Origin of the sequence: Streptomonospora mangrovi (assembly GCF_027604915.1) — a bacterium.
Lineage (GTDB): Bacteria > Actinomycetota > Actinomycetes > Streptosporangiales > Streptosporangiaceae > Streptomonospora > Streptomonospora mangrovi.
This window is the reverse complement of record NZ_JAJAQC010000016.1, coordinates 62,931-79,720: the sequence shown is the minus strand read 5'-3', so window position 1 is coordinate 79,720 and position 16,790 is coordinate 62,931. Positions and strand designations below refer to the sequence as shown.

14 protein-coding genes and 1 tRNA gene are annotated in these 16,790 nt (G+C 71.3%); 1 reads left to right on the top strand and 14 read right to left on the bottom strand.

Annotated features, from left to right (window positions below; genetic code table 11):
• Nucleotides 1-84: 84 nt before the first annotated feature.
• From mrdA to LG943_RS11455, 9 genes are all read right to left on the bottom strand, one after another.
• Entirely contained in the window at nucleotides 85-2,301 is a 2,217-nt protein-coding gene (gene mrdA, locus LG943_RS11495; protein WP_408648585.1) for a penicillin-binding protein 2, read from the bottom strand.
• On the bottom strand, nucleotides 2,298-2,843 hold the full coding sequence (gene mreD / locus LG943_RS11490) for a rod shape-determining protein MreD (protein WP_270072227.1): 546 nt from the start codon (nucleotides 2,841-2,843) through the stop codon (nucleotides 2,298-2,300). The genes mrdA and mreD overlap by 4 nt, the downstream gene beginning before the upstream one ends.
• Entirely contained in the window at nucleotides 2,840-3,823 is a 984-nt protein-coding gene (gene mreC / locus LG943_RS11485; protein ID WP_270072226.1) for a rod shape-determining protein MreC, read from the bottom strand. Before mreC ends, mreD begins: the two co-directional genes overlap by 4 nt.
• A gap of 1 nt (nucleotide 3,824) precedes the next feature.
• Nucleotides 3,825-4,859, bottom strand: coding sequence for a rod shape-determining protein (locus LG943_RS11480; RefSeq protein ID WP_179769644.1), 1,035 nt, complete (start codon nucleotides 4,857-4,859; stop codon nucleotides 3,825-3,827).
• A gap of 204 nt (nucleotides 4,860-5,063) precedes the next feature.
• Nucleotides 5,064-5,474: a nucleoside-diphosphate kinase gene (gene ndk, locus LG943_RS11475; RefSeq protein WP_270072225.1), complete on the bottom strand. Its 411-nt coding sequence runs from the start codon at nucleotides 5,472-5,474 to the stop codon at nucleotides 5,064-5,066.
• A 138-nt stretch (nucleotides 5,475-5,612) separates the two neighbouring features.
• Entirely contained in the window at nucleotides 5,613-5,960 is a 348-nt protein-coding gene (locus tag LG943_RS11470) for a DUF4233 domain-containing protein (RefSeq protein WP_270072279.1), read from the bottom strand.
• Nucleotides 5,961-5,962: 2 nt separating this feature from the next.
• Nucleotides 5,963-7,309, bottom strand: a complete 1,347-nt coding sequence (locus LG943_RS11465; protein ID WP_270072224.1) for a bifunctional folylpolyglutamate synthase/dihydrofolate synthase — start codon at nucleotides 7,307-7,309, stop codon at nucleotides 5,963-5,965.
• Nucleotides 7,310-7,490: 181 nt separating this feature from the next.
• Nucleotides 7,491-8,894 (bottom strand): LVIVD repeat-containing protein, encoded by a 1,404-nt coding sequence (locus LG943_RS11460; RefSeq protein WP_270072223.1) that lies wholly within the window; start codon nucleotides 8,892-8,894, stop codon nucleotides 7,491-7,493.
• Between the two features lie 270 nt (nucleotides 8,895-9,164).
• The gene (locus LG943_RS11455) at nucleotides 9,165-10,592 is read right to left on the bottom strand and encodes an LVIVD repeat-containing protein (RefSeq protein ID WP_270072222.1); all 1,428 of its coding nucleotides are present in this window, start codon (nucleotides 10,590-10,592) and stop codon (nucleotides 9,165-9,167) included.
• 333 nt (nucleotides 10,593-10,925) lie between these two features.
• On the opposite strand from LG943_RS11455, the gene LG943_RS11450 reads away from it, so the two are divergent.
• On the top strand, nucleotides 10,926-11,639 hold the full coding sequence (locus LG943_RS11450) for a DUF305 domain-containing protein (protein ID WP_270072221.1): 714 nt from the start codon (nucleotides 10,926-10,928) through the stop codon (nucleotides 11,637-11,639).
• Nucleotides 11,640-11,863: 224 nt separating this feature from the next.
• On the opposite strand, the gene clpX is transcribed toward LG943_RS11450, so the two are convergent.
• The 5 genes from clpX to LG943_RS11425 form a co-directional block, all read right to left on the bottom strand.
• Nucleotides 11,864-13,132, bottom strand: a complete 1,269-nt coding sequence (clpX, locus tag LG943_RS11445; protein WP_270072220.1) for an ATP-dependent Clp protease ATP-binding subunit ClpX — start codon at nucleotides 13,130-13,132, stop codon at nucleotides 11,864-11,866.
• Nucleotides 13,133-13,392: 260 nt separating this feature from the next.
• Nucleotides 13,393-14,061: an ATP-dependent Clp protease proteolytic subunit gene (locus LG943_RS11440; protein WP_270072219.1), complete on the bottom strand. Its 669-nt coding sequence runs from the start codon at nucleotides 14,059-14,061 to the stop codon at nucleotides 13,393-13,395.
• A 50-nt stretch (nucleotides 14,062-14,111) separates the two neighbouring features.
• Nucleotides 14,112-14,717 carry an ATP-dependent Clp protease proteolytic subunit gene (locus LG943_RS11435; protein WP_270072218.1) on the bottom strand — a complete coding sequence of 202 codons (606 nt, stop codon included), beginning with the start codon at nucleotides 14,715-14,717 and terminating at the stop codon, nucleotides 14,112-14,114.
• 240 nt (nucleotides 14,718-14,957) lie between these two features.
• A complete protein-coding gene (tig, locus tag LG943_RS11430) occupies nucleotides 14,958-16,430 on the bottom strand; it encodes a trigger factor (RefSeq protein WP_270072217.1) in 1,473 nt (490 codons plus the stop codon).
• A gap of 211 nt (nucleotides 16,431-16,641) precedes the next feature.
• Nucleotides 16,642-16,716 (bottom strand) — tRNA-Pro (locus tag LG943_RS11425).
• Nucleotides 16,717-16,790: the final 74 nt, after the last annotated feature.

Below are 16,790 nucleotides of genomic sequence, written 5' to 3'. Positions count from 1 at the left end.
CCTGCCGGGGCTCGCGGCGGGTCGGATGGCGGATGCGGGCCGGATGGCGGGTCGAATTCGCGGGTGCGGGCCGGTGGCGGAGGGTCAGTCCGCCGAGTCGCCCGAGTCGCCGGTGTCGGTCGGCGGCGCGACGGTGCCGTCGGGGCGGACCCGGGGCAGTTGCTCGGGCGGCGCGGCGCCGGGCATGGCGGGCTCGCCGATCTTCGGCTTGCCCTTGTCGCCGCCCTCACCGGGCGTGGAGCCGGAGATGCCGTAGATGCCCTCGTAGATCTCGCGGACCACCGGAGCCGCGGCCACACCGCCGGTGCCGGCCTCGGGCAGCATCGCGACCACGGCGAACTGCGGGTCGTCGGCCGGCGCGTAGGAGGCGAACCAGGCGGAGTCCTCGCTGCCGGTCATGGTGGCGGTACCGGTCTTGCCGGCGATGGAGACCTCGTCCTGGGGGAAGCCGTCGAACGCGCCCCGCGCGGTGCCCTCCTTGGGCACCTGGGTCAGCGCCCGCTGGAGGTACTCCAGGGTGCGGTCGTCGATGGGCAGGGTGCCGGCCTTGACCGGCTCCAGCTCCTCGACCCGGGTGCCGTCGGCCGAGAGGAACCCGCGCGCCACCCGGGGCTCGTACAGGGTGCCGCCGTTGGCGATGGCGGCGTAGGCGCGGGCCAGTTGCAGCGGGGTGACCAGGACGTCGCCCTGGCCGATGGCGAAGTTGATGGCGTCGCCGGCCCGCCACCGGTTGCCGTCCAGGCAGTGCTCGTGGGCGGCGCGCTTGAGGTAGGCGGCGTGGCCGGGGTCCTCCTCGGCGACCTCGGGGTAGCCCTTCTCGGCGCGGCGGCAGGACTGCTCGCGGGTGTCCTCCCAGTACTGCTGCTTCCACTGGCGGTCGGGGATGCGCCCGCTGGACTCGTGGGGCAGGTCGATGCCGGTGGGCTCGCCGAAGCCGAACCCGCGCGCGGTCTCGGCCATGATCTCCTCGGGGTCGTCCTTGGGCGAGGTGCCGCCGTCCTGGAGCCAGGTGTCGTAGCCGAACTGGTAGAAGACGGTGTTGCACGACACGACGATGGCCTTGTGCAGGCTCACGCTGCCGTGCCCGCCGCCCTCGAAGTTCTGCCAGGAGCGGTTGCCCAGGTGCACCGAGCCCGGGCAACTGTAGGTGCCGTTGAGGTCGGCGCCGTTGCGCACGGCGGCCGACAGCGAGGACACCTTGAACGTGGAGCCGGGCGGGTACTGCCCTTGGAGGGCGCGGGAGGTCAGCGGTTCGCCGGCGTCCTCGCTGAGCAGTTGGTCGTAGGTGGCCTGGTCGATCCCGCCCTGCCAGACCGAGGGGTCGTAGGTGGGCAGGCTGGCCATGGCGATGACGTTGCCGGTGCGCACGTCCAGCACCACGGCGGCGCCGGAGTCGGTGGGCCGGCCCTCGGCCCGGGCGCGCTCCACCCCGGCCTTGAGGGCGTCCTCGGTGATGCGCTGGACCTTCTGGTCGATGCTGGTGACCAGGTGCATGCCGGGCTTGGCCGGGGTCTCCTCGACGACGCCGTTGACCCCGCCCTGGCTGGTGACGGCCAGGGTGCGGGTGCCGGCGGTGCCGCGCAGCCGGTCGTCGTAGACGTACTCCAGGCCGTCGCGGCCGACCTGGTCCACGCCGGAGAACTGCACGCGCAGTTCCTCGCGGGCCTCGAACTCCTCCTGGGTGATGGGCTGGAGGTAGCCCAGCATCTGGGCGGCCATGTCGCCGTTGGGGTAGTCGCGCACCGCCATCTGCTGGGCGGAGATGCCGGGGAACTCGGTCTTGCGCTCCATGATCTGCAACGCCACCCGGGGGTCGATGTCCTCGGCCAGCGGGATGGGCTGGTAGGGCGACCCGGGCCAGCACGGGCGGCCGGTGTCGGGGCCGCACAGCCGCACGCGGTCGCGCAGTTCGGCGAAGGGGACGTCGAGCACCTCGGCCACCCGGCGCAGCACGGCCGCGCCGTCGTCGGGCTGGTTGAGCAGGGTGTGGAAGTCGGCGGTGACGGTCAGCTCGGTGCGGTTGCGGACCAGGGGACGGCCCTGGGAGTCGAGGATCTTGCCGCGCACGGCGGGCACGATGAGCTTCTGGGTGTGGCTGGCCAGCGCCAGCTCGTGGTAGTGGTCGGCCTGGGGCACCTGCATGTACCACATGCGCGCGGTCAGGGTGGCGAACAGCACGAGCACCAGCGCCTGGGCGAGCAGCACGCCGCGCCGCGTGTGGGCGCCGCGCATCGCCGGCACCCCGGCCTCGCGCCGGGCGCGGCGGCTGGCCAGGCGGTAGCGCTTGCGCAGCGGGCTCATCGGCCCAGTCCTCTCGCGGTCTCCCAGGGCGCGGGGAGGTCGGAGTGGGCCTCGCCGGTGAGCCGGCGCATCACCGCCCCCAGCGGGACGAGCACCAGCGGGCTGACGAGCGCGGTGGCGGCGGTGCCGCCCAGCACGGCGGCGGCGCCGGTGGCCCAGCCCACCCGGGGGTCGCCCAGCACCAGGCCGAGCAGGGCGTAGCCCAGGGAGACGCCCAGCGCGGCCAGGGCGGCGGCGATGTAGGGGCCGGCGCCGGCGCGCACCCCGGTGTCGCGGATGGAGGCCACCAGGAACGCGGCCAGGCACAGCAGCAGGGCCTGGCGCCCGATCTCGTGGTCGGCCGGCGGCAGGATGTCGGCGGCCAGCCCGGCGGCGAACCCGGTGGCGGCGGCGGTGGTGGGCGCCGACCACAGGGCGACGCCCACGACCACGAGCAGCACGAGGTCGGGGACCAGCCCCCAGGGCAGCGGCAGGCGGTTGAGGATCGCCGCCTGGACCAGGACGGCGGCGGCCACCAGCAGTGCCGCGACGGCGGTCTTCATCGCCGGCCCTCCTCGGGGTCGCCGGATTCACCGGTGTCGGAGGCCGACTCCGAGTCCTGGGAGTCGGCCTCGTCGCCGGCCTTCTCGGGTTCGGGCGCCTCGCGCGGAGGGCCCGGAAGGAGGGAGTCGCGGGGGTCGTCCTGCGGTCCGGCCACAATGACCCCCACGACGTCGAGAGAACCGAAGTCAACGGCGGGCCGGGCGTGACCGGTGCGGGTCAGCGAGCCCGGGGTTTCGTTGACGGAGGTGATGGTGCCCACCGGCACCCCGGGCACGAACGGCGCGTTGTCGTGCGAGCCGAGCGTGACGATGCGCTGGCCGGGCTTCATCCGGGCGTCGGCGCTCATCAGCTCGAAGCTCATCGGTTTGGAGCCGCCGACGGCGCCGGTGCCCTCGGCCACGCCGATCTCCTGGGAGCCCTCCAGGCGGGCGCCCACCGCCGAGGAGCGGTCGACGGCCGGCAGCACGGTGGAGGTGGTGCGCCCGGCGTGGGTGACGCGCCCGACCAGGCCGTCGCCGTTGATGACGGTCATGTCCTCGCGCACGCCGTCCTCGCGGCCGACGTCGAGGGTGACGGCGTCGGAGAACCCGCGCGCGGTCACCCGGGTGACCGCCTGGGCCGGGACGATCTCGTAGCCGCCCATGCCGGAGAGCTGGAGGAGGTCGTCGAGCTTCTCGGCGCGGCGGGCGTCGCGGTCGCGCGCCGCCAGCTCGGTGCGCAGCTCGCGGTTGCGCTCCTCCAGGTCGGCGATGCGGTCGCGGGCGCCGGGCGCGGCGGCCAGCGCGGTGTAGGCGTCGCGCACGGGCGCGGTGGCGGCGGTCACCCCGGAGGCGACCGGGGCGAAGGCGAGTTCGCCGGCGTCGCGGGCGGCGGTGGTGACGGGGTCGGCGCCCTCGCGGGAGTCCAGCACGATCAGCGCGAGGGCGGCGGCGACGAGCAGTCCGATGACCAGCCGCGACCGGGATGTGTCGCGGCGCATGTCAGCGCCGCCGATCGGGGACGAGGACCTGGCTGAGGCGTTCGTAGTTCTCGACGCAGGTGCCCGATCCCACCGCGACGGAGTCCAGGGCGTTCTCGGCGACGTGGATGGGCATTCCGGTCTCGTGGCGGAGGCGGTCGTCCAGGCCGTGCAGCAGGGCGCCGCCGCCGGTGACGGCGATCCCGCGGTCCATGATGTCGCCCGACAGCTCGGGCGGGCACTTGTCCAGGGTGGTGCGCACCGCGTCGATGATGGCGGTGACGGGCTCCTCGATGGCCTGGCGGACGTCGGCCGCCGACATCACCACGGTCTTGGGCAGGCCGCTGATGAGGTCGCGGCCGCGGACCTCGGCGTGCAGTTCCTCGCCGCCGGTGGGATAGGCCGACCCGATGGCGACCTTCAGCTCCTCGGCGGTGCGCTCCCCGATCATCAGGGAGTACTCCTTCTTGACGAAGGTCATGACCGCCTGGTCGAGTTCGTCGCCGCCCACCCGGATGGACTGGGAGGTCACGATGCCGCCCATGGAGATCACCGCGACCTCGGTGGTGCCGCCGCCGATGTCGACCACCATGTTGCCGGTAGGTTCGTGCACGGGCAGGCCGGCGCCGATGGCCGCGGCCATGGGCTCCTCGATGATGTAGACCCGCCGCGCGCCGGCCTGGTAGCCGGCCTCCTTGACGGCGCGGTGCTCCACCGAGGTGATGCCGCTGGGCACGGCCACGATGATGCGGGGCTTGGCGAAGTGTCGGCGGCGGTGGATCTTCTGGATGAAGTAGCGCAGCATGCGCTCGGTGATCTCGAAGTCGGCGATGACGCCGTCCTTGAGGGGGCGCACGGCGGTGATGTTGCTGGGTGTGCGGCCGATCATCTGCTTGGCGTCGAGGCCAACCGCGACGATCTTGCCGGTGGAGGAGTTGAGCGCGACCACCGAGGGCTCGTTCAGCACGATGCCGCGCCCGCGCACGTAGACCAGGGTGTTGGCGGTGCCGAGGTCGACCGCCATGTCGCGGCCCAGGAAGGCGAGGTTATTGGTCATAAAGCATCCTCAGCGGCCCCAACCGGGTGAGGCCCTCGCGGGGCGGTCAATACGGACTCGTTCCAGCACGGATGTGGATCCAGTACCCGTATCGTAACGCTGAGTGGTCGCCTGGCTACGCAAACACACCGGATGGATCCGGCGGGTGAGGGTCAAAAAAAGCGCCGGGCTCAGCCCGGCGCGGCGGTGGAGCGGAAGGGTGCCTCAGGCGGCGAGGTCGGGGAAGAACAGCTTGATCTCGCGCTCGGCGGAGTAGGTGGAGTCCGAGCCGTGCACGATGTTCTGCTGGACCTCCAGGGCGAAGTCGCCGCGGATGGTGCCGGGGGCGGCCGAGACCGGGTCGGTGGCGCCGGCCAGCGCGCGGAACGCCTCGACGGCGCGCTCGCCCTCCACCACCATCGCCACCAGCGGGCCGCCGGTGATGAACTCCACGAGGGAGTCGAAGAACGGCCGCTGGGCGTGCTCCTCGTAGTGGGTCTTGGCGGTGTCGGCGTCGAGGGTGCGCAGGTCCATCGCGACGATCTTCAGGCCGCGCCGCTCGATGCGGGTGATGACCTCGCCGATGATGTTGCGCGCGACGCCGTCAGGCTTGATCAGGACAAGGGTGCGCTCCACGGTGCTGCTCCTCGGGAGTCGGGGCTGGTTGACGACCGGGGTCGGCACCGGGCGGCGCCCGACGCGCGGCGCAGGCCGCCCCTGGCCGAGGTAACTGTATCGCCTGTCGTCGGCCCGGGTGGAACCGTCGGCCGCGGCTCAGGCGCCGCTGTCGGCGGCCGCCCGTTCCCGCTGCGCCTGGAGCGCGTCGGTGCGCCGGCCCAGCAGCACGCCGCACACCCACAGCGCGAAGAACACCACGCCCAGCAGCGCCAGCCCCGGCACCAGGAACCCGCTGGCCACGAACGCCACCTGGAGCGCCCAGCCGGCGTAGTAGGCCCAGGCGAACCGCTGGAGGGCGGCCAGCACGAGCGCGGCGGCGGCCAGGCCGCCCCACACTCCCCCGGCCACCGCCGGCGGGATCTGGGCGACCTGCACGGCCACCGGGACGGCGAGCCCGATCACGACGACCTCGATGGCCAGGACCACGGCGCACAGCCTGCGCACGGTCACTCCCCCTTGATGAGATGGACGGCGTCGCCGGCGGTGACGACCGAGCCGGTGATGATGACGCCGGTGCCGGTGGGCTGCCCCTCGGCCTCGGCCAGGGCGATGGCCTGGTCGATGGCGTCGTCCAGGCGGTCGGCGCGGTGCACGCGGTCGGGCCCGAACACCGGCTCGGCCACGGCTGCGAGGTCGGCGGGGGCCAGGCTGCGCGGTGAGGAGTTGCGGGTGACCACGACCTCGTCGAGCACCGGCTCCAGCGGCTCCAGGATGCCCTCGACGTCCTTGTCGGCCATGATCGCCACGACGCCGACGAGCCGGACGAACCCGAACTCCTCCAGCAGGGTCTCCACGGCGGCGCGCATGCCGGCGGGGTTGTGCGCGGCGTCCACGAGCACGGTGGGCGTGGTGCGCACGACCTCCATCCGGCCCGGCGACTCCACCCCGGACAGGGCGGCGGCCACCAGTTCGGGGTCGAGCCGGTCGTCGTGCTCGCCGGGGGCGGCGAAGGCCTCGACGGCGGCGACCGCGACGGCGGCGTTGCCGGCCTGGTAGGCGCCGAACACGGGCAGGAAGAGGTCGTCGTAGCCGCCGCGCAGGCCCTTGAGCGAGATCTGCTGGCCGCCCACGGCCAGTTCGCGGTGGACCACGCCGAACTCCAGGCCCTCGCGGGCCACCCGGGCGCCGACCTCGGCGGCGCGGCGCAGCAGCGCCTCGGCGGCGGGCACCGGCTGCTGGGCGAGCACGGCGATGGAGCCGGGCTTGATGATTCCGCCCTTCTCCTCGGCGATGCCCTCGACGGTGTCGGGCAGGAACTCGGTGTGGTCGATGTCGATGGGGGTGATCACCGCGACGTCGGCGTCGACCACGTTGGTGGCGTCCCAGGTGCCGCCGATGCCGACCTCGACCACGGCGACGTCGACCGGGGTGTCGGCGAACAGGGCGTAGGCCATGCCGGTGAGCACCTCGAAGAACGACATCGGCACGCCGTGGGAGGCGTCGACCATCTCCAGGTAGGGCCGGATGTCGTTGTAGGCGGCCACGAACCGCTCCTCCGACACCGGCTCGCCGTCGATGACGATGCGCTCGCGCGCGGTGCGCAGGTGCGGGCTGGTGTAGCGGCCCACGCGCAGGTGGCGCTCGCGCAGCAGCGCGTCGATCATGCGGGCGGTGGAGGTCTTGCCGTTGGTGCCGGTGATGTGGATGACCCGGAAGCCGCGCTGGGGGTGGCCGAGCAGGTCCATCAGCGCGCTGATGCGCTCGGTGGAGGGGTCGATGTCGGTCTCGACCCGGCGGGCGGTGATCTCCGCGACGACCTGGGTGTAGGCGTCGTGGATACCGGGGTCAGTCACGGGCGTCCTTCGCGTGCGCGGCGGGGTGCGGGCTGGGGTCCGCGCCGGGTGCTGTGCACGGGTGCGGACCTGCTTCCACCCTACTCACCGCCGCGCGCGGCGGATCACCGGCACGCGTGCGGCGGCCCGCCCGCCCCCGTTGCGGGGGCGGACGGGCCGCCGGGTCGGCGCGGGTGCGCGGTCAGCGGCGCCCGGGCCGGTAGAAGGGCTGGCTCTGCGGGTTGAACTCGTCGTAGGTGACGCGCTCGGCCGGCTTGAGCCGGGGGTCGTTCAACTTGAGCACGTCCAGGCCCCGCACGATGTCGGAGGAGTAGACGTAGCCGTTGTAGTAGTAGGTCGACCAGGTGTCGTTGCCGGTGACACCGGCCTCCTCGTCGGCGGAGATGTCGAAGTAGCCGATCTCGCGCGGCTTGCGGGGGTTGTTGAAGTCGATGACCGACACCCCGCCCTCGTACCAGGACTGCACGAAGTAGTCCTTGCCCGGCACCGGGATCAGCGAGCCGTTGTGCGCGACGCAGACCTGCTCACCCTGGTGGCGCGGCAGCTTGTAGTAGCTGGCGAAGTCCAGGTCGGGGTTCTTCTTGCCGCCCTTGAGGGTGTAGATGGCGTTGGCGCCGTGCTCGGGGCCGATCTCCTCGGTGCAGGTCGGGGCGCCGCCGCCGCCCAGCTCGTCGGTGAACAGCACCGCGTTGGCCTCGTTGGTGAAGGTCGCCGAGTGCCAGAACGCGAAGTTCTCGTCGCGGACGGTCTCGGTGACGCGCGGCTTGACGGGGTTGCTGATGTCCATGATCACGCCGTCGCCCATGCACGCGCCGGCGGCGATGTCGCGCTTGGGGTAGACGGTGATGTCGTGGCAGCCCTCGGTGGGCCGCAGCAGGTTGTCCTGGTCGTGGTTGCCGCCGCGCGGGAACAGCACCGGCTCGGCGACGACCTCGGCCGAGGCGGGGTCGTCCTTGGGGACCTCGATGATGGCGATCTTGTCGTGCGGCGGCCGGCAGTTGGGGTAGTTCTCCGACGGCGCGTAGGAGGACACGTAGACGTAGTCGGTGTCGCGGTCGCCGGGCACCAGCGTGTTGGTGTGGGAGCCGCAGTCGGTGGGCACGGCCGCCACGTACTCGGGGTTGCTCTTGTCGGAGAGGTCGAAGATGCGGACGCCCTCGAAGGCGTTGGCGTCGGCCGGGGTGCTGGCCGGGGCGCCGCACTCGTCGCTGGCGCGCGGGGAGTCGACGGAGTAGTACAGCAGGTCGCCGCTGACGCTGACGTCGCCCTGGCCGCCGGGGCACAGCACCTGGCTGACGACCTGCGGCGACTCCGGCTCGGAGATGTCGTAGACGATGAAGCCGTTGTAGTTGCCGTCGATGGCGTAGTCGCCGCTGAAGGCGAGGTCGGTGCCGGTGCCGTCGAGCGGGGCGCTCAGCGGCACGTTGGCGACGTGCTCGACGTTGGGGCTGGTGGTGTCGGCGGAGGCCGCCGGGCTCAGCGCCGTGCCGGCGACCAGGGCCGCCAGGACCGCGCCGGTGAGGGCGGCCAGGCGGCGGCGCAGGGCGGTCGCGCGCCGGGTGGGGGGTGCGGGGGACTTCGGCATGTATCACTCCTCGGTAGCACACCGAATCGGTCCGCCGGGCGGTTGCCCGTCGGGGGTGCGGGGCGGGGGCGGGGCGGCGCGGTGCGGCCGGGTCCGCCCGCTACGGCGAGCGCGGCCCGCCGGGGGGGGGGGCCGCGGGGGGGGGGGGGGGGGGGGCGGGGGGGGGGGGCCGGGGGGCCCCGAGGGGCTAGCCGCCGGCCCGCCGGGTGGGCGGGCCGCGCTTGGGGGTGGAGGGTGGGCGGTGCGGCGGGGCCGGGCGGCCCCGAGGCGCTAGCCGCGTCCGGGCCGGTAGACGGGCTGGCTCTGCGGGTTGAACTCGTCGTAGGTGACGCGCTCGGCGGGCCGCAGGCGGCGGTCGTCCAGCTTCAGCACGTCGAAGCCCTGCTGGATGTCAGAGGAGTAGACGTAGCCGTTGTAGTAGTAGGCCGACCAGGAGCCGCCCAGGACCAGTTCCTCGTCGCTGAGGGGGCCGCGGTCGAAGTAGCCGATCTCGCGGGGCTTGCGGGGGTTGTTGAAGTCGATGACCGACACCCCGCCCTGGTACCAGGACTGCACGAAGTAGTCCTTGCCCGGCACCGGGATGAGCGAGCCGTTGTGCGCGACGCAGTTCTCGGTGTCCTCCTGGTGGCGCGGGAGCTTGAAGTAGCTCGCGAAGTCCAGGTCGGGGTTGCGCTTGCCGCCCTTGAAGGAGTACACGGCGTTGGCGCCGCGCTCGGGGCCGATCTCCTCGTTGCAGGTGGCGCCGGCGCCGCCGCCCAGCTCGTCGGTGAAGATCAGGGTGCGGGCGGTGTTGCTGAAGGTCGCCGAGTGCCAGAAGGCGAAGTTCTCGTCGCGGACGGTCTCGGTGACGCGCGGCTTGACCGGGTCGCTGATGTCCATGATCACGCCGTCGCCCATGCAGGCGCCGGCCGCGATGTCGCGGTGGGGCAGCACGGTGATGTCATGGCAGCCCTCGGTCGCGCTGCGCACGCCGCCGCCCTCGTTGCCGCCGTCGGGGAAGAGCACGGGCTCGTTGACCACCGAGGCCGAGGCGGGGTCGTCCTTGGGGACCTCGATGACCGAGATCTTGTCGTGCGGCTTCTGGCAGTTGGGGTAGTTGTCCGACGGCGCGTAGGAGGACACGTAGACGTACTCGGTGTCGCGGTCGCCGGGCACCAGGGTGTTGGTGTGGGAGCCGCAGTCGGTCGGCACGGCCGCGACGTACTCCGGAGCGGACTTGTCGGAGATGTCGAAGATCCGGATGCCCTCGAACGCGTCGGCGTTGGCCGGGGTGCTCGCGGGGGCGCCGCACTCCTCGCTCGCGCGCGGGTAGTCCACGGAGAAGTAGAGCAGGTCGCCGCTGACGCTGACGTCGCCCTGGCCGCCCTGGCACAGCACCTGGCTGACGACCTGCGGCGACTCCGGCTCGGAGATGTCGTAGATGACGAAGCCGTTGTAGTTGCCGTCGATCGCGTAGTCGCCGATGAACGCCAGGTCGGAATTGTAGGCGCTGGTGTTGGCGAACGGGCCTTCCTTGGGGAGGTTGGCCACGTGCTCGACGTTGCTGCTGGTCATCACGTCGTCGTCGGCCGAATCCGCGAGAGCCGCCGGTGCGAGGGCGGTCGCGGCCAGGAGGGCCGCCGCGGCGCCCGCCAGGGACGCGGCGATTCCTCGAAGCCGGAAGTGTCTCGACCGGAAAGGCCCGGGGGATGTCGACATGTGGACTCCTTATCCGAAGCACCCGAAACAGGAGAAAACTACCGACATCACACCACGGTTGTACAGGGGAGTTTCGCGAAGAAACGCGAACTCAACATTCTGTGACGAACATGGGCCTTTTGTTACACACAATGACAGGACGGACCGGATCGGCGGCCGGAACCGGCGATGACGTCGGAGGACACCAGCCGCGGCACCCTCCCCCGCGCGCCGCGCGGGCGCGCGGGAGGACGGGCGCACTCGGGCCGATACTGGACAAACCGTCGCCACAGTGAGTAGACAGACCCCCAGAGCGGCCCCGCGGCCGCCTCCCCCTGTTGGAAGGAGCCCCCTGTGCGGAAGTGGGTCGTGGCGGTCGGAGCCGCCATCATGCTGACCGGAGTCTCCGCCTGTAGCGGAGACGGCGCCGACTCAGCCGACGGCCCGCCCGTGCTCGCGCCCGGGGCGCCCGGGGAGTCGGCGTCGCCCGCCTCCCAGGAGCAGATCGACCAGGCGGTCGAGGCCACCGAGCACAACGAGGCCGACGTCGAGTACATCCTGAAGATGATCGAGCACCACGGCCAGGCGCTGGTCATGACCGACCTCGCCGAGGACCGGATGGCCGACGACGACCTCGCCAAGATCGCCGACCGCATCGCCGCGGCGCAGGGGCCCGAGGTGGAGGCCATGGAGGCGTGGATGGAGGAGAACGTCTACGGCCCGGCCGAGGAGAACCCCAACCACCAGGGGTTCTGCGCCAACGGCCCCGACAGCGGGGGCGGCCACCACGGCGGCGGGGGCGAGTGCCCGGTCAACCTCGACCACTCCGACATGCCCGGCATGGCCTCCGAGGCGGAGCTGGACGAGCTGCGCGCGGCCGAGGGCGAGGAGTTCGACGAGCTGTTCGTGGAGCTGATGACCGCCCACCACGAGGGCGCCATCGAGATGGCCGAGGAGGCCACGGTGGAGGGCAACGACCCCACGGTGCTGAAGATGGCCAACGACGTGATCGCCGAGCAGCGGGCCGACATCGAGCGCATGGAAGAGGTCATGGACCGGCGCGAGTGAACCGGCCGGCGCGGGTGGGCACCCGCGCCGCACACCGGAACCGCCGCGGGGGGGGCGCCCGGGGGGGGGGGGGGGCGGGGGGGGGGGGGGGGGGGGGGGGGCACCCCGCCCCCCCCGCGGGCCCCCCCCGGGGGGGGGGCGCCCCGCGGCGGTGGTGCGTGGCGGTTGGCGGTGCCGCGCGGCGGCGCGTGGCGGCGCGTGGGAGGGCGGCGGCGGGCCGCCCCTCAGGCGCTCTTCTCCTCGCGCTCGGGCCCGCGCTTGGTGCGCGGCACGATCGTGGGGTTGACGTGCTCCAGCACGGCCTCGCGGGTGATGATGACCTGGCCGACGTCCTCGCGGCTGGGGACCTCGTACATCACCGACAGCAGGACCTCCTCGATGATGGCGCGCAGCCCGCGCGCGCCGGTACCGCGGATGATGCCCTGCTCGGCGATGGCGTCGAGGGCGTCGTCGGTGAAGTGCAGCTCGACGTTGTCCAGCTCGAACAGCCGCTGGTACTGCTTGACCAGCGCGTTGCGCGGCTCGGTCAGGATGCGGATCAGCGCCTCGCGGTCGAGGTTGTGCACGCTGGTGATGACCGGCAGCCGGCCCACGAACTCCGGGATCATGCCGAACTTCAGCAGGTCCTCGGGCATGACCTCGGCGAAGCCCTCGGTGGTCTCGCTCGCCGGCCGCAGCACGGCGTTGAAGCCCATGCCCTGGCGGCCGGTGCGGGACTCGATGATCTTCTCCAGACCCGCGAACGCGCCGCCGCAGATGAACAGCACGTTGGTGGTGTCGATCTGGATGAACTCCTGGTGGGGGTGCTTGCGCCCGCCCTGCGGCGGCACGCTGGCGGTGGTGCCCTCGAGGATCTTCAGCAGGGCCTGCTGCACACCCTCGCCGGAGACGTCGCGGGTGATCGAGGGGTTCTCGCTCTTGCGCGCGACCTTGTCGACCTCGTCGATGTAGATGATCCCGGTCTCGGCCTTCTTGACGTCGTAGTCGGCCGCCTGGATCAGCTTCAGCAGGATGTTCTCGACGTCCTCGCCCACATAGCCGGCCTCGGTCAGCGCGGTGGCGTCGGCGATGGCGAAGGGGACGTTGAGGATGCGCGCCAGGGTCTGGGCGAGCAGGGTCTTGCCCGAGCCGGTGGGGCCCAGCAGCAGGATGTTGGACTTGGCGATCTCAACGTCCTCCTCGCGCGGGCGGTCGTTCTCGGAGCGCACGCGCTTGTAGTGGTTGTAGACCGCCACCGACAGCGCCTTCTTGGCCTGCTCCTGCCCGATCACGTAGGAGTCGAGGAACTCGTAGATCTCCCGGGGCTTGGGCAGGCTGTCCCACTTCAGCTCGGTGGAGTCGGCGAGTTCCTCTTCGATGATCTCGTTGCACAGATCAATGCACTCGTCGCAGATGTAGACGCCGGGGCCGGCAATGAGCTTCTTCACCTGCTTCTGGCTCTTGCCGCAGAACGAGCACTTCAGCAGGTCTCCACCGTCGCCGATGCGTGCCACCCAGCCACTCCTTAAAACGTAGGCCACTCCGTCATCGGCCACCCGGCGGCGCCGCGAAAGCGGATGACGTGCCCCTGTGTCGAGCAAGCTACCGCTTTTGCAGGATATGCGCTCCCGGGAGGCCGTGGCGGAGCGATCTGTGCGTCGTTCCTCCGAGACTAAGCGAAGTTGCGGACCGGCTTCACCACACCGCCGGGAACGGCGTGTGGCGCGGCCGGTCCGCCGATTCGGCGCCTCGGTCGACCGCCCTGCTCAGGGATTCAGGACGAGGTCTTGAGGGAGGTCTTGCGGTACGGGAGGACGTAGTCGACGATCCCGTACTCCTTGGCGCCCTCGGCCGTCAGGATCTTGTCGCGCTCGATGTCGCGCGAGACCTGCTCCTGGCTCTGGCCGGTGTGGCGGGCGAGCGTGACCTCCATCTGCTCGCGGATGCGCATGATCTCGTTGGCCTGGATCTCGATGTCGCTGGCCTGGCCGTGGGTGCCCTCGGTCGCGGGCTGGTGGATCAGCACGCGGGCGTTGGGCAGGCAGCCGCGCTTGCCCTTGGTGCCGCCGGCCAGCAGCACGGCCGCGGCCGAGGCCGCCTGGCCGATGCAGACCGTCTGGATGTCGGGGCGCACGAACTGCATGGTGTCGTAGATCGCCATGAGCGAGGTGAAGGAGCCGCCCGGGGAGTTGATGTACATCTGGATGTCCCGGTCGGCGTCGATCTGCTCAAGGGTGATGAGCTGCGCCATGATGTCGTTGGCGGAGGTGTCGTCGATCTGCACCCCCACGAAGATGATCCGCTCCTCGAAGAGCTTGTTGTACGGATTCATCTCCTTGACGCCGTAGGACGTGCGCTCGACGTAGGAGGGCAGGATGTAGCGGCTCTGGGGGCTCATCGGCGCCATACCGCCGCCATAGGGGCTGGGGTTGTACTCGGTCATGTTCTGGCCTTCCACACTGCACCTGTCGACACGAACGGGAGGACTCCGGCTTACCTGCTCTGCTCGCCGGTCACGTCGAGGGTGCCTTCGAGCACCTCGTCGATGAAGCCGTAGTCCTTGGCCTCCTGCGCGGTGAACCAGCGGTCGCGGTCGGCGTCCTTCTCGATCTGCTCCTGGGACTGGCCCGTGTGCAGCGAGACGCGCTCGAAGAACATCCGCTTCACGTAGAGGAGCTGGTCGGCCAGGATGCGGATGTCGGAGGCGGTTCCCCCGATGCCGCCCGAGGGCTGGTGCATCATGACGCGGGTGTGCGGCAGCGCGTAGCGCTTGCCGGCGGCGCCGGCGCACAGCAGGAGCTGGCCCATGGACGCGGCCATGCCCATGCCCACGGTGCGGACGTCGTTGGGGATGTACTGCATGACGTCATAGATCGCCATGCCGGCGGTCACCGAACCGCCGGGGGAGTTGATGTAGAGCGTGATGTCCCTGTTGCGGTCTTCGGCGGACAGCAGCAGCAGCTCACCCACGATGCGGTTGGCGATCTCGTCGTCGACCTGCTGGCCGAGGAAGACGATGCGCTGGCGCAGCAGGCGCTGCGACGTCTGCTCGTACATCGAGGGAATAGGCGACTCGGCCGTACGGGCATCGATTCGCATGGACTCGTTGAAGGTCGGCGGCACTCTCGTCACCTGCTCCGGAATCGAAACGGTTGCGACGCTAGCGACACTAACGCGCGGCGGGGACCCGCTCGCACGGAACAACGGCCTGTTCGCTTTGAGCGCAGGTCCACCGGCTCCGACCAGGGGCGCCGCAAGCACGCGAGCCCCGCACCCGGGACGCGGGTGCGGGGCTCGGCGAGGGCGGGTGCGGCGCGGGGGCCGCGGGCGCCCGGGGTGCTACTTGCGGTCGGCCTCGGCGGAGTCGTCGGAGGCGGCGTCGGCGGCCGGGGCCTCGGCGGCGGCCGGCTCGGCGGTGTCGTCGGCGTCCAGCTCCTCGGCGCCGGCGGCGGTGGCGGCCTCGACGTCCTCGACGGTCTCGGCCTCCTCGCCCTCGGCGGTCTCAGCCTGCGGCGACTCGATGGTGTTGCCGGACTCGTCGGTGATGACGGCCTTGCTCAGCACGAGGTCCATCGCCTTGGAGCGCACGACCTCGGTGTAGGCGACGCGGATCTGGTTGGTCTCGACCAGGTGCTGGGCGAGCTGGTCGGGCGAGACGCCCATGCGCTGGGCCTGCTCGACCACGTACTGGCTCAGCTCGCTGTTGTCGGCCGACAGCTCCTCCTGGATGGCGAGCTGGTCGAGGATGAAGCCGGCCTTCACGGCGGAGGCGGCGCCCTTGGCGAGCTCCTCCTCGAACTCCTCCTCGGTCTGCTCCTGGGTCTCCAGGTAGGCCTCCTTGGTCAGCCCGCTCTGGGCGAGCTGCTGCTCGAGGCTGTCGCGGCGGCGCTTCAGCTCCTCCTCGACGACCGACTCCGGCAGCGGGATGTCGATGGAGTCGACCAGCTTCTCCAGCGCGCGGTCGCGGCCCTGGGCGAGCTGCTGGAGGCGGCGCACCTGCTCCATGCGGGAGCGGATGTCGGCGCGCAGCTCCTCGATGGTGTCGAACTCGCTCGCCATCTGCGCGAACTCGTCGTCGAGCTCGGGCAGCTCCTTGACCTTGACGCTGTGCACGGTGACGGTGACGTCGGCCTCGCGGCCCTCGTACTCGCCGCCGACGAGCTTGGTGGCGAAGGTGGCGGAGTCGCCCTCGGACATGCCCTGGAGGGTGTCGTCCAGGCCCTCGAGGACGGTGTTGGTGCCGACCTCGTAGGACAGGCCGCTGGTCTGGACGTCCTCAAGCGGCTCGCCGTCGGCGGCGGCGGAGAGGTCGATGGAGACGTGGTCGCCCATCTCGACCGGGCGGTCCACGCCCACGAGGGTGGAGAAGCGCTCACGCAGGTTGTTGACCTGGTCCTCGACCTGGTCCTCGGTGGGTTCGGCGTCGTCCACCGTGACCTCGAGGCCCTCGTAGCCGGTGACCTCGAACTTGGGGCGGACGTCGACCTCGGCCGTGAAGGCGAGTTCGGCGTTGTCCTCCAGCTTGGTGACCTCCACGTCGGGCTGGCCGAGCGCGAAGATCTCCTCCTTCTGGATGGCCTCGTTGTACAGCTCGGGAACGGCGTGGTTCACCGCTTCGCTGATCACCGCTCCGCGCCCGACGTGCCGATCGATCAGCCGAGCCGGCGCCTTACCCGGGCGGAAGCCCTTGATCCGGACCTGCTTGGCGAGCGACTTGTAGGTCACGTCGAAGGCATGCTCGAGTTCCTCGAAGGGAACCTCGATGGTCAGCTTGACCCGGGTCGGGCTGAGCTCCTCGACATCGGTCTTCACGGGGCGGTACTCCTAGATTTCCGGCAGTTTTCCGGGACGACCCGGCACGCATGGCGCACTCCCGACCCGTACGCGGAGGTACCGGCGGGCCGGCGCAGGCTGAGGCACCGAGCTGTGGGCCTGACACTGGCTTTGACGTTTTCCTGCTGATCGTGCCAAGTCTAGGGCAGTCAGCCGGACCATGACCGCGCGCAGCCGCCCGGGCATCTTGTCGGGGAGGCGGGATTCGAACCCGCGGCCTCATGCTCCCAAAGCATGCGCGCTAACCAAGCTGCGCTACTCCCCGTGGACCAGGTGCCGATACCCGCGAAATCAGTGCACAACCCGCGCTGCGGAGACTGTAGTCTGTCCCTGTCGGCC

Coding starts and splice junctions, on each gene's coding strand:
- LG943_RS11455 (WP_270072222.1), bottom strand. CDS start 10,592: ATGTCGACATCCCCCGGGCCTTTCCGGTCGAGACACTTCCGGCTTCGA.
- mreD (WP_270072227.1), bottom strand. CDS start 2,843: ATGAAGACCGCCGTCGCGGCACTGCTGGTGGCCGCCGCCGTCCTGGTC.
- LG943_RS11435 (WP_270072218.1), bottom strand. CDS start 14,717: ATGCGAATCGATGCCCGTACGGCCGAGTCGCCTATTCCCTCGATGTAC.
- mreC (WP_270072226.1), bottom strand. CDS start 3,823: ATGCGCCGCGACACATCCCGGTCGCGGCTGGTCATCGGACTGCTCGTC.
- LG943_RS11440 (WP_270072219.1), bottom strand. CDS start 14,061: ATGACCGAGTACAACCCCAGCCCCTATGGCGGCGGTATGGCGCCGATG.
- mrdA (WP_408648585.1), bottom strand. CDS start 2,301: ATGAGCCCGCTGCGCAAGCGCTACCGCCTGGCCAGCCGCCGCGCCCGG.
- LG943_RS11460 (WP_270072223.1), bottom strand. CDS start 8,894: ATGCCGAAGTCCCCCGCACCCCCCACCCGGCGCGCGACCGCCCTGCGC.
- LG943_RS11480 (WP_179769644.1), bottom strand. CDS start 4,859: ATGACCAATAACCTCGCCTTCCTGGGCCGCGACATGGCGGTCGACCTC.